The sequence below is a fragment of the Kingella kingae ATCC 23330 genome (assembly GCF_900111845.1).
Taxonomy (GTDB): Bacteria; Pseudomonadota; Gammaproteobacteria; order Burkholderiales; family Neisseriaceae; genus Kingella; species Kingella kingae.
In genome coordinates, this window is the sequence record NZ_FOJK01000058.1 from 77,503 (window position 1) to 89,589 (window position 12,087).

At 47.5% G+C, this 12,087-nt stretch carries 11 protein-coding genes; 8 read left to right on the forward strand and 3 right to left on the reverse strand.

Translation table 11 applies throughout. From position 1 onward, the window contains the following. Nucleotides 1-76 precede the first annotated feature (76 nt). The 5 genes from BQ5809_RS08485 (at nt 77) to BQ5809_RS08505 (ending at nt 6,102) form a co-directional block, all read left to right on the forward strand. Nucleotides 77-754, forward strand: coding sequence for a DedA family protein (locus tag BQ5809_RS08485; protein WP_003786071.1), 678 nt, complete (start codon nt 77-79; stop codon nt 752-754). 94 nt (nt 755-848) lie between these two features. Next, nucleotides 849-4,229 carry a transcription-repair coupling factor gene (gene mfd, locus BQ5809_RS08490; protein WP_003786069.1) on the forward strand — a complete coding sequence of 1,127 codons (3,381 nt, stop codon included), beginning with the start codon at nt 849-851 and terminating at the stop codon, nt 4,227-4,229. Between the two features lie 175 nt (nt 4,230-4,404). Continuing rightward, complete coding sequence (locus BQ5809_RS11160) at nt 4,405-4,611, forward strand: hypothetical protein (RefSeq protein ID WP_003786066.1); 207 nt, start codon at nt 4,405-4,407, stop codon at nt 4,609-4,611. An 81-nt stretch (nt 4,612-4,692) separates the two neighbouring features. Then, entirely contained in the window at nt 4,693-5,541 is an 849-nt protein-coding gene (gene ygfZ / locus BQ5809_RS08500; RefSeq protein WP_003786065.1) for a CAF17-like 4Fe-4S cluster assembly/insertion protein YgfZ, read from the forward strand. Between the two features lie 75 nt (nt 5,542-5,616). Beyond that, nucleotides 5,617-6,102, forward strand: coding sequence for a PaaI family thioesterase (locus BQ5809_RS08505; RefSeq protein WP_003786063.1), 486 nt, complete (start codon nt 5,617-5,619; stop codon nt 6,100-6,102). Between the two features lie 62 nt (nt 6,103-6,164). On the opposite strand, the gene BQ5809_RS08510 is transcribed toward BQ5809_RS08505, so the two are convergent. Beyond that, a complete protein-coding gene (locus BQ5809_RS08510; RefSeq protein ID WP_003786062.1) occupies nt 6,165-7,016 on the reverse strand; it encodes a transporter substrate-binding domain-containing protein in 852 nt (283 codons plus the stop codon). Between the two features lie 391 nt (nt 7,017-7,407). On the opposite strand from BQ5809_RS08510, the gene BQ5809_RS08515 reads away from it, so the two are divergent. Continuing rightward, nucleotides 7,408-8,793, forward strand: coding sequence for a DEAD/DEAH box helicase (locus tag BQ5809_RS08515; RefSeq protein ID WP_032827638.1), 1,386 nt, complete (start codon nt 7,408-7,410; stop codon nt 8,791-8,793). Nucleotides 8,794-8,859: 66 nt separating this feature from the next. Here BQ5809_RS08515 and BQ5809_RS08520 read toward each other — a convergent pair whose 3' ends face one another. Beyond that, on the reverse strand, nt 8,860-9,171 hold the full coding sequence (locus tag BQ5809_RS08520) for a hypothetical protein (protein ID WP_003786058.1): 312 nt from the start codon (nt 9,169-9,171) through the stop codon (nt 8,860-8,862). Nucleotides 9,172-9,245: 74 nt separating this feature from the next. Beyond that, nucleotides 9,246-9,875 (reverse strand): c-type cytochrome, encoded by a 630-nt coding sequence (locus BQ5809_RS08525; RefSeq protein WP_003786055.1) that lies wholly within the window; start codon nt 9,873-9,875, stop codon nt 9,246-9,248. A gap of 142 nt (nt 9,876-10,017) precedes the next feature. Here BQ5809_RS08525 and yihA point away from each other — a divergent pair, with 142 nt between their 5' ends. Then, nucleotides 10,018-10,647: a ribosome biogenesis GTP-binding protein YihA/YsxC gene (gene yihA, locus BQ5809_RS08530; protein WP_003786053.1), complete on the forward strand. Its 630-nt coding sequence runs from the start codon at nt 10,018-10,020 to the stop codon at nt 10,645-10,647. A 71-nt stretch (nt 10,648-10,718) separates the two neighbouring features. Further along, nucleotides 10,719-12,017: a tyrosine--tRNA ligase gene (tyrS, locus tag BQ5809_RS08535; RefSeq protein ID WP_003786050.1), complete on the forward strand. Its 1,299-nt coding sequence runs from the start codon at nt 10,719-10,721 to the stop codon at nt 12,015-12,017. Nucleotides 12,018-12,087: the final 70 nt, after the last annotated feature.

Below are 12,087 nucleotides of genomic sequence, written 5' to 3' on the forward strand. Positions count from 1 at the left end.
TAATCGCTGCTTTGTGCAGGCTGCTTATTGCAACAAAGCAGCCTGCAATCATTCAATTTCGTATAGAAAATCGCTTATGCTTGCTCTTTTAGAAACCTTTTTCGTTCAATTTGGCTACGCAGCCGTGTTTTTGGTGCTGGTGCTGTGTGGCTTTGGCATTCCCATTCCCGAAGACGTTACGCTGGTTGCAGGTGGCGTGATTTCTGGCTTGGGCTATGCCAACGTACACATCATGTTTGCCGTGGGCATGGCGGGCGTATTGGTAGGCGACGGCATCATCTTTTTGCTGGGACGATATTATGGCGAACGCATTTTGCGCTTCAAACCCGTCGCCAAGCTGATGCCACCCAAACGCTACGCCCAAGTACAACAAAAATTCGACCGCTATGGCAACCGTGTTTTATTTGTTGCTCGATTTTTACCTGGACTACGCAGCCCCATTTTCCTGACCGCAGGCATGACAGGCAAAATCTCGTTTTGGCAATGGCTTATCATGGACGGAGTCGCCGCGTTGATTTCTGTACCCATTTGGATTTATTTGGGCAACTATGGCGCGGAAAACAAAGATTGGCTAATGCAACAAGTCCACCGCTTCCAGCACGGCTTATTTGTGGTGCTAGGCATTGGCGCGATATTAATCATACAGTTTTGGTGGAAAAAACGCCAAAAACTCATCGACCGCAAAAACGCCCTGCTAGAACGCCGCCGCCAACGCAAACTGGCACGACAACAAAAGAAAGACAATGCTGCATAACACCAAGTAGCCTGCATTTTGAATAAACACAAAAGTGCAGGCTGCTTTTTTTGCTAAAATACCGCCTTTTAAAATCATTCAGGCAGCTTGAAAAATGAATTTCCTCATTCCCAAACCCACGCAAAAAACTTTTTGGACAGATTTGTCTTCAGGCAGCTTGCCGTATCTTCTCACACAAAATTTACCGAAAAATCAATTAGTCATCGTCTTAACCAAAGACAGCGAATCCGCTCAACGCCTACACGAAGCATGGCAATTTTTCCGCCCACACGACAACGGGTCATTTCTCCCCGATTGGGAAACGCTGCCGTACGAGCATTTTTCGCCGCATCAAGATTTGGTGTCGGAACGCTTGTCGGTTTTGTGGCAATTAAAAAATAAACAAATCAACGCACTATTTTTGCCAGTCGCCACGGCAATGCAAAAAGTTGCGCCGACTTCGTTTATTTTGGGGCGCACATTTTGGCTAAAAGTTGGGCAGAATGTGAATATTGACACTTTGCGCGAAAATCTCGTGGACGCAGGTTACAGCGCGGTTTCCAACGTGGTGGCGGCTGGCGAATTTGCGGTGCGCGGTGGGATTGTGGATTTGTTTCCGATGGGAAGTGAGTTTCCGTATCGCATTGATTTATTTGATAAAGAGATTGATACGATTAAAACGTTTGACCCCGAAACGCAACGAACAATCCAATCCATTGATGAAATCCGCCTATTGCCAGCGCACGAATTTCCCACCGACAGCGACACACAAAAGATTTTCCGCAGCCGTTTCCGCGAAGAAATTGACGGCGATTTTGCCAGCGCGATTGTTTACAAATCAGTTGGCAACGGACAATTTGGCGCAGGCGTGGAATATTATTTGCCGCTCTTTTTTGAAAATGGCTGTGTTCAACTATTTGATTATATTGATGATGCGATTGTGGTTTGCACGGACGATGTTCACGCCTACGCCAACCGTTTTTGGGGCGATGTGAAATCGCGCTACCAAATGGCGCAGGGTGATTCGCATTATCCGCCGCTTGAACCGCAGCATTTGTTTTTATCGCCCGACCAATTTGCAGGCTGCCTGAAAAAATTTCCGCAAATTTGGACGCAGCCGTCTGCCGTTCACGATTTGCCGAATGTGGCGGTTAATCGTCAATCGGACGAGCCTTTACGCGATTTGGCGAATTTTGTGAATGGATTTGACGGCAAAATTTTAGTTTGCGCGGAAAGTTTGGGGCGGCGCGAAACGATGTCAGCGTTTTTCAGGCAGCATGGTTTGGAATTGCAACACGTTGAAAATTGGCGTGAATTTATTTCAACAAGCAGCCTGCAACTTGGGGCGTGTGTCGCGCCTTTGTCGCAAGGTTTCAGGCTGCCTGAAAATATGGCAGTTATTACTGAAAACGATTTATATCAATATGTTAGCAAACCACGCACGCGCCGCCGCAAACACGCCAGCGTGTCCGACACCACGTTACGCGATTTGGCAGAAATCAACATCGGCGACCCAGTCGTCCACCAAGAACACGGCATTGCGCGATACATGGGCTTGACCGTGTTGGATTTCGGCGATGGCGCAAATGAAATGATGTTGCTGGAATACGCCAACGAAGCGCAACTCTATGTTCCTGTTGCACAATTACATTTAATCAGCCGCTACGCAGGCAACGCCAGCGAAAAAATCGCGCTGCACAAACTCGGCACAAACGCTTGGAGCAAAGCCAAACACAAAGCCGCCGAAAAAGCACGCGACACCGCCGCCGAATTGCTCAATTTATACGCTCAACGCGCCGCACAAACTGGTTTTAAATTTGAAATCAATGAATTGGATTATCAAGCATTCGCGGACGGATTTGGCTACGAAGAAACCGAAGACCAAGCCGCCGCCATTTTAGCCGTGATGAAAGACTTGACCCAAGCCAAACCAATGGATAGGCTGATTTGCGGCGATGTCGGTTTCGGCAAAACGGAAGTGGCGTTACGCGCCGCGTTTGTGGCGGTTATGGGCGGCAAACAGGTGGCGGTGCTTGCGCCTACCACGTTGCTGGTTGAACAACACGCGAAAAATTTTGCTGACCGTTTCGCCGATTTTCCTGTGAAAACGGCGGCGTTGTCGCGTTTTAACAGCAGTAAAGAGACGAAAGCGACACTTGACGGCATGGCAAATGGCACGGTGGATATTGTGATTGGCACGCATAAATTGGTGCAAGATGATATTGTGTTTAAAAACTTGGGTTTAGTGATTATTGACGAAGAACACCGTTTCGGCGTGCGCCAAAAAGAGCAACTGAAACGACTTCGCGCCAATGTGGATTTACTAACTTTGACCGCCACGCCGATTCCGCGTACGTTGAGTATGGCGTTGGAGGGCTTGCGTGATTTTTCGCTGATTACGACTGCACCGAGCCGCCGCCTTGCCGTCAAAACATTTGTGAAACCGTTTAGCGAGGGCAGTATTCAGGAAGCCGTTTTGCGTGAATTGAAACGCGGCGGACAAGTTTTTTTCCTGCATAATGAAGTGGATACAATTGAAAATATGCGCGACAAATTGGAAAACTTGCTGCCTGAAGCGCGAATTGGCGTGGCGCATGGTCAGTTGCGTGAACGTGAGTTGGAACAAGTGATGCGTGATTTTTTAAATCAAAAATTCAATGTGTTACTGTGTTCCACAATCATTGAAACGGGGATTGACATTCCGAACGCGAACACGATTATCATCAATCGCGCCGATAAATTTGGCTTGGCGCAATTGCACCAACTGCGTGGGCGCGTGGGGCGCAGTCATCATCAGGCGTATGCGTATTTGCTCACGCCCGAATTTATCACGAAAGACGCGGAAAAACGCTTGGACGCGATTGCGGCGGCGGACGAATTGGGCGCGGGTTTTGCGCTTGCCATGCAGGATTTGGAAATTCGTGGCGCGGGCGAAATCTTAGGCGAGGGGCAATCGGGCGAGATGATGCAAGTTGGTTTGACGTTGTACACGGAGATGCTCAAACAGGCGGTGCGCGATTTGAAAAAAGGGCGTGTGCCTGATTTGGACGCGCCGCTTGGCGTGAGTACGGAGATTAAATTGCACGCGCCTGCATTGCTGCCTGAAAGTTATTGCCCTGATATTCACGAGCGTTTGGTGTTGTATAAGCGTTTAGCGGCTTGCGAAAATATGAATGAAATCAATGCAATTTTTGAAGAATTGGTGGATAGGTTCGGGCTGCCTGAAACGCCTGTGAAGACTTTGGTGGACAGTCATCGGCTGCGTTTGGCGGCGAAAGCGTTGGGTGTGGTGTCGGTTGATGCGAATGCGGCGGCGGCGACTTTGACGTTTGGCAAATATATGACGGTTGAGCCAGCGCATATTATCGGCTTGATGCAGCGCGAAAAGGGCTGGCGCATGGCTGGGGCGGATAAGTTGCGCGTGGAAATTGACGGCGAGACGGTGGAGCAGAGAGTTGATGCGGTTTCGCGGATTTTTAGATTGTTGGGGGAATGAGTTTTCAGGCAGCCTGAAAATGTTTGTTGTATGATTTCAGGCAGCCTGAAATCGATTCCCCCACATGAACCTACTCTTCATATGTTCCCGCAACCAATAACGCAGCCCAACCGCCGAGCAGCTTTTCCGCCGACACCCACATCACACCGCGCGTTCTGCTGGCACAAGCCCAAACGTGCGGCGCACCGTTTCCGCTACCGATATTGCATGGGCAGACCACATTTTTGTGATGGAAGAAAAACACAAATTGCGCCTAAAAGCTGCATTTCCACGCGCTCTACAATACAAATCTCTTATCGTGTTAGACATTCCCGACAACTATCACTACATGGACGCAGAATTGATTGAGTTATTGCAACAGAGTTTACAAGATTATCTATAAATCGTATTTCGTGCGATTGTTGCAGGCTGCTTGAAAATGCTAAAATGCCCATTCTATATTCATCTTACGCAAGGATAGACCATGCACACTCAACTTCCCTTTTTTGCCATAATCAAAGTATCGGGCGATGACCGCCACGATTTTTTGCACAATCAATTCTCCAACGACATCAATCATTTGGAAAAAAATTACGCTTGCTATGCAACGTATAACACGCCCAAAGGTCGAGTGATTGCCAACTTGATTGCGTTCAACACAGGTGATGATATTTTGCTGATTTTAGCCGCCGATGTCGCCGAAAAAGTCGTTAAACGCTTAAAAATGTTTGTATTACGCGCCAAAGTGCAGCTAGAACTGTTGCCCGATTGGGGTGTTGCCGCGACTTTGCCCGACAATGCGCCAACTGTGTTGCCGAAAGAACCGCGGTTGCAATTTGCCGCAAACGAAGCAGGCGAAATCCAGTTGCCACACGCAGGCAGCCTGCGCATTGCGCCCAAAGCGTCTTTGCCTGCACACGATGTGGCAATCGAACAAGTGTGGAATGCGCATGAAATCGCCTGCGGCTATCCGTGGATTAGCGCGGTAACCAGCGAAACGTGTGTGGCGCAAATGCTCAATCAACATAAAATTGGCGGTGTGCATTTCCGCAAAGGCTGCTACCCAGGACAGGAAATCATCGCACGCGCCCAATATCGTGGACAAGTGAAGCGTGGTTTGGCAGTGGCGCGAAACGCAGTCAGCCAAAATGCAGGCGCAGAAGTGCAAGACGCGGCTGGCGCGGAAGCAGGCATCGTCATCAACAGCGCAGGCAGCCTGCATTTGTTGGTGGTCAAACATGGCTCGGTGGCTGGCGAATTGCGCGATGCGGCTGGCAATGTGTTTACGCTGGAACATTTGTTTTTTGAAACTCAATCAGGCGATGCTGAATAATAAGTAAAACTAATGTGCAGGCTGCTTTGTAATTTAAAAGCAGCCTGCACTTTAATCATATCAAGAAAGAAAAAAATGCTGCCATTACCCAAAAAATTCCCGAAAACTGCCGATAAGTTGCGCCGCCGTTTGAATCTGTGGTCGCCCCTGTTTTTTACAGGGATTAAGATCACCCATTTATCGGACGATTACACGCATTGCCGCGCCACGCTCAAAAATTGGCGCAATACCAAAAATTCGCACGGCACGCAATTTGGCGGCAGCTTGTTTGCGATGACCGACCCGATTTACGCCATGATGTGTAATTGTTTGTTTGGAAAGAAATATTATGTATGGGACAAATCTGCACATATTGAATTTATTAAAGCAGGCGTAGGCGAGGTATATTTAGATTGCCAAATCAGCCGCGAAGAAATTGACGCGATTATCACCGCCACCGCAGACGGCGAAAAGCATCTGCCCGAATTTACCGTGCGCGTGTTTGATGCCAACAACGAGACGATTGCAATTGCCAAACGCACTTTGTATATTCGTCTTAAAAAAGAATTTCGTCCGCAATAACTAAACAAGCAGCCTGCACTTTGAATAATCAAAAGTGCAGGCTGCTTTGTTATGCGTTTAAATTAGTGTTTGCTCACATCTTCGCCAAAGAACTGTTCGCCCAAGCGTTTCAATGTGCCATCGGCTTTCAATTCGTTCATGGCTGCGCTGATTTTTGCCAACGCTTCATCGTTGCCTTTGTTGATGACCAAACCTGCGCCCAATTTTTCGGCACTTGGTGTACGCCATACTTCTTTCAAACCAGAATCAGGATTTTTCTTCAAGTAATCCAATAGCGACAATTCATCGTTCAATGTGATGTCGGCGCGTTTTTGTTGTACGTTCAACAAGCCTTGCGCCATGGTGTCGGTATGCACCAAATCTGCACCCATTTGTTTCGCCACTTCGTCGTAGTTAGAAGCCAACATCACCGCGGTTTTCACGCCTTTGATGTCTTCCAATTTCGCAATCGGTGCATGGTCGGCGCGTGCCACAATCATTTTGCCGCTCCAACTATATGGCTCGGCTTTGTCAAACATTGCTTGGCGTTCAGGCGAAGTCAAAGCCACTTGGTTTGCCACCACGTCAAAGCGACCCGATTTCAAACCGCTCATCATCGCGTCCCAAGGCGTTTCTTTAAACTCTACTTGCACGCCCAATTTAGCCGCCACCGCGCGGGTTACTTCCACATCATAACCAGTCAATTTGCCCGATTCATCGTGATAAGTGAAAGGCGCGTATGTACCCATTGTGCCAATCAAAATCGTACCTTTGTTGTTTAATTTTTCCAACAAGCCACCTTGTTGAGCTGGCGCAGAAGCAGGTGCAGCCGCTGGCGTTGATGCCGCAGAACCAGCCGAGCTAGACGAACCTTGCTGACCACAAGCCGCCAAAGTCCAAACCATTGCCGCGCACCACAGCGTTTTTTTCAACATAAAATCACCTTTCTAGTGTGTGTTTAAGAAAGGTGTTATTGTAAACAGATGTAAAATAAATGCAAATAACTTTTGTCTATATTTCTTGTAAGTAAATTAAACTTGCCAAATCGCATCAAAAAATCTATAATCGGCACCCTTTTGAAGCCATCGTCTTCGACCAAATTTCATCGCCAGTATTCGTTGGGCGATTTCTTTATTTGCAGGTTGTCGCCGATGAAACACTAGCTTGTGTGCTAGCGACAACTTATCGTAAATTTTTGAGTTCACAACCAAGTGCAGGCTGCCTGCGCGTCTTAATGGTCTATCTTAAATCGGTTTACTCTTTCTTATGCTTCTAGGCAGCCTGCACGCGCATTGGCTGAATGTTGTTGTTTCTATTAGGAAAATCATGTCTATTAAATTTTCAGACTTAAATTTGGATAAAAATATTTTGTCGGCACTCAAATCCGCAGGCTACGACAGCCCTACGCCTATCCAAATGCAAGCCATTCCAGCCGCTTTGGATAACCGCGACATTATGGCTTCCGCGCAAACAGGTTCGGGCAAAACCGCCGCATTTTTGTTGCCCAGCTTGCAAAAATTGACGCAACGCAGCGAAAAATCAGGCAAAAGCCCACGCGTTTTGGTTTTGACCCCAACACGCGAACTGGCAGCGCAAGTAGAAAAAAACGCGCAAATTTATTCGCAAAATATGAAATGGTTGCGCTCGGTAACATTGGTGGGCGGTTCATCTTTTGGTCAGCAAATCAAAGCGTTGAGCCGTCCGATTGATGTGATTGTGGCAACACCTGGTCGCTTGATGGACCACATGCGTAGCGGTCGCATTGATTTTGACCGCTTGGAAGTGCTGGTGCTGGACGAAGCCGACCGTATGTTGGACATGGGCTTTATTGACGACATTGAAACCATTGTTGCCGCCACACCAGAAGACCGCCAAACGCTGCTGTTTTCGGCAACATGGGACGGCGCAGTCGGCAAATTGGCGCGTAAATTGACCAAAAATCCCGAAGTGATTGAAATTGAACGCGAAGACAAACAAGGCAAAATTGAAGAGCAGCTTTTGTATTGCGATGACAAAAATCACAAAAATCGCTTGCTTGACCACATTTTGCGCGATGCGAATATTGACCAATGCGTGATTTTTACTTCAACCAAAGCCATGACCGAAGTGCTGGCAGACGAGTTGTATGAAAAAGGTTTTGCAGCAAATTGTTTGCATGGCGATATGCCGCAAGGTTGGCGCAATCGCACGCTTATGGATTTGCGTAAAGGTCGCTGCAAAATTTTGGTGGCGACAGATGTTGCTGCGCGTGGTATTGACGTACCAACGATTACGCACGTGATTAACTACGATTTGCCCAAACAAGCGGAAGATTATGTGCATCGCATTGGTCGCACAGGTCGTGCAGGACGTTCTGGCATTGCGATTTCGTTTGCCGAAGTAAACGAATACATGGCGGTGCATAAAATTGAGCGTTACATCAATCACAAATTGCCCGAAGTGGTGATTGAAGGGCTTGAACCAACGCGCAAACGCAATAAAAATGCCGACCGCAAACCCAAAGGCAAAGGCGGTTTTGGTGGTGGCAAACGTGATGGCGACCGCTGGAGCAGCCGTGGCAATGGCGACAAAAAACCTTGGGGCGAGAAAAAATCGTTTGGCGAGAAGCGCGGTAAAGATGGCGACAAACGCGACGGTAGTTTCCGCAAAGACGGTACAAAACGCGATGGCGGATTTAAAAAAGATGGCTTTCGTGGTAAACCGAAAAAATAAACTTTAAAAGCAGCCTGCACTATTGAATATTCAAAGTGCAGGCTGCTTTTTGTATCGCGCAACGGTTTACAAAGTAGCGCAAACAATAATCCCACCTGCCCCAGCTTGTGGCGACAAGTGGAAAATTTGCCATTCTTCGCCGCTGTGTAAATAATACGACAACACAGGAAATTCGGCAGCGATGCGCGCAGGCAAGTTGGCAATAGAATATTCGCTCACATGAAACAAGATATTGTGCGGATAAAAGCCGCTCAACGAAAAATCGACTACGCATTGCACCGTCCAATCATCGTGTTCGGCAAAACGAAAGTGCAATGTGTTTTGTTCGGGTTCGTGCGAAATACCCAAAATCCGTGCGTTTTGATACAGCATGGTCATCGCCTATTCCTTTCATAAAAATAGTGCAGGCTGCTTTTTTGTGTTCAAAAGCAGCCTGCACATTAGTGTGCGAATTATTTCAAACCTTGAATAAAGTTGCCCACGGCTTTCATTTCTTCATCGCTCATGCGTTTGGCGATGTCTTCCATCATATTCGCAGGACTGGTGCGTTTACCGTCTGCATACGCACGAAGTTGGTCGGCAACATATTGGCTATGCTGACCTGCCAAACGTGGATACGCTTGCACGTCTGTGCCACCAGCAGGTGTACCCGCACCAGCAGGACCATGGCAAGACATACAAGCAGGAATGTGTTTGCTGGCAATGCCACCACGATAGATTTTCGCGCCTAATGCAGGATTTTCTTTGGGATTGGCTTCGCCTGATTTGCCTTGTTGCGTGGCATAATAAGCCGACACGTTGCGAATATCGTCATCGCTCAAATTTTGTACCATTGGAGCCATTGCCGCCGCTGCGCCTGTGGTGCGTGTGCCTTTTTTAATGTCCACCGTTTGTTTAAAAATATAAGCGGCGTGCTGACCAGACAAGCGTGGATACATCGCAATGCTGTTGTTGCCGTCCGCACCATGACATGCTGCGCAAACTTGTTCTGCCACTTGTTTGCCTTTTGCCAAGTCCGCAGGTGCAGCCGCCGTTGCAACGCCTGTCAAAACCAATGCAGCAAAGAAAATAGAAGGTTTCATGGAAAATGCTCCTAATAAATAAGGCAGAACTGGCTGCCTTTCATTGTTATATTTGCCAGTTTGTGCAACTGGATAAACCGAGAAATCTATAAACGTGGTATTCTATACCAAATTCACATTATTTTACTAGCTATTTCAAACTATGAACTTATTTCAAAACGCCCAATTTTTTACTACGGTCAATCATTTAAAAGACCTGCCCGACACGCAAGCCGAAATCGCTTTTGTGGGACGAAGCAACGCAGGCAAATCCAGCGCGATTAACACCTTGTGCAACCACGTTCGTTTGGCGTATGTGTCCAAAACCCCAGGCCGCACGCAGCACATCAACTTTTTTAAATTGGCAAATCAACATTTTATGGTGGATTTACCAGGCTATGGCTACGCGCAAGTTCCCGAAGCCGTTCGCGCTCATTGGGTTAAGCTGCTGGGTGATTATTTGCAAACGCGCCAATCGCTGCTCGGTTTGGTGTTGATTATGGACGCGCGTCATCCGCTCAAACCGCTGGATATTCAAATGCTGGATTTTTTTGCCTTAACTGGGCGACCCGTGCATATTTTGTTATCAAAATCGGACAAATTATCCAAGAATGAACAAATTAAAACTTTGTCATCGGTCAAAAAAGCCTTAAAACCTTTTATGGAACGCCAAACCGTTTCGGTGCAGCTGTTTTCCAGTCTCAAAAAACAAGGCATAGACGAAGTGGAGCAAGTGGTGCAAGCGTGGTTTAGCCAACTTCCTGCACCCGAAACAGCAGAAGACCAAGCGTAAATCGCGTATAATGCGCATTTTTGCAGCAAAAGCAGCCTGCACTTTTTTATTTTTTATGTGATTACTTTGATATGAACGCCTTAATTTTAGATTTACAAGCTCGCGGCTTAATCGCCCAAACCACCGACATCAACGAATTATCCAAATTGCTGGACAGCGAAAAAATCGCGCTGTATTGCGGTTTTGACCCAACCGCCGATAGTTTGCACATCGGACATTTATTGCCTGTGCTGGTGTTGCGCCGTTTCCAAAACGCAGGACACACGCCTGTTGCATTGGTTGGCGGCGCAACTGGCATGATTGGCGACCCAAGTTTTAAAGCGGTGGAACGCAGTTTGAACACGCCCGAAACGGTGGCAGGTTGGGTAAACAGCATTCGCGACCAGCTCAAACCGTTCTTGAAATTTGACGGTGCAAACCCAGCGATTATGGAAAACAACGCCAACTGGTTCGGTGCAATGAACTGTTTGGATTTTTTGCGCGACATCGGCAAACATTTTTCCGTGAACGCGATGTTGGCAAAAGAATCGGTAAAACAACGCATTGAACGCGAAGACCAAGGCATTTCGTTTACCGAATTTTCATACGCCCTATTACAAGGCTATGATTTTGCGGAATTGAATAAACGCCACAATGTGCAACTGCAAATTGGCGGTTCTGACCAATGGGGCAACATCACTTGGGGAACAGAAACGACACGCCGCTTGAATCAAAAATCGGTTCACGGCATGACTTTGCCTTTGGTAACCAAAGCAGACGGCACAAAATTCGGTAAAACCGAAGGCGGCGCAGTTTGGTTGGACGCAAAAAAAACATCGCCTTACAACTTCTATCAATTTTGGTTGAAAGTGGCGGACGCAGACGTTTATAAATTCCTAAAATATTTCACATTCTTGACCGTTGAACAGATTGATGAAATTGAAGCCAACGACAAAGCCAGCGGCAAAAAACCCGAAGCACAACGTATTTTAGCCAAAGAAATGACTCGTTTAATCCACGGCGAAGCTGCGTTGGAAGCGGCGCAACGCATCACGCAAAGCCTGTTTTCGGGCGATGAAAGCGGTTTGACCGAACAAGATTACGCACAGTTGGCGTTGGACGGTTTGCCAGCGTTTGAAGTATCGGGCAATTTGAACGTGGTAGAAGCGTTGGTGCAGGCTGGTTTGGCGCAATCCAACAAAGAAGCGCGTGGCTTTGTGCAAAGTGGCGCGGTGTTGATTAACGGCACGGCGGTGGCGGAAAACAATCCAAACCACGCACCCGAAAAACCCGATGACAAATTTATGCTAACCGATGAGCACAAGCGTTTTGGCAAGTACACGATTGTGAAACGCGGCAAACGCAATCACGCTTTGTTGGTTTGGCGATAACAAATAGATGATACAAAAGCAGCCTGCACTTTTACCAATTAAAGTGCAGGCTGCTTTGTTATAGTGGATT

What these genes read in the sequence shown, in the direction of transcription:
- BQ5809_RS08485 (WP_003786071.1), top strand. Translation starts at nt 77, where the DNA reads ATGCTTGCTCTTTTAGAAACCTTTTTCGTTCAATTTGGCTACGCAGCC.
- mfd (WP_003786069.1), top strand. Translation starts at nt 849, where the DNA reads ATGAATTTCCTCATTCCCAAACCCACGCAAAAAACTTTTTGGACAGAT.
- ygfZ (WP_003786065.1), top strand. Translation starts at nt 4,693, where the DNA reads ATGCACACTCAACTTCCCTTTTTTGCCATAATCAAAGTATCGGGCGAT.
- BQ5809_RS08505 (WP_003786063.1), top strand. Translation starts at nt 5,617, where the DNA reads ATGCTGCCATTACCCAAAAAATTCCCGAAAACTGCCGATAAGTTGCGC.
- BQ5809_RS08510 (WP_003786062.1), bottom strand. Translation starts at nt 7,016, where the DNA reads ATGTTGAAAAAAACGCTGTGGTGCGCGGCAATGGTTTGGACTTTGGCG.
- BQ5809_RS08515 (WP_032827638.1), top strand. Translation starts at nt 7,408, where the DNA reads ATGTCTATTAAATTTTCAGACTTAAATTTGGATAAAAATATTTTGTCG.
- BQ5809_RS08520 (WP_003786058.1), bottom strand. Translation starts at nt 9,171, where the DNA reads ATGACCATGCTGTATCAAAACGCACGGATTTTGGGTATTTCGCACGAA.
- BQ5809_RS08525 (WP_003786055.1), bottom strand. Translation starts at nt 9,875, where the DNA reads ATGAAACCTTCTATTTTCTTTGCTGCATTGGTTTTGACAGGCGTTGCA.
- yihA (WP_003786053.1), top strand. Translation starts at nt 10,018, where the DNA reads ATGAACTTATTTCAAAACGCCCAATTTTTTACTACGGTCAATCATTTA.
- tyrS (WP_003786050.1), top strand. Translation starts at nt 10,719, where the DNA reads ATGAACGCCTTAATTTTAGATTTACAAGCTCGCGGCTTAATCGCCCAA.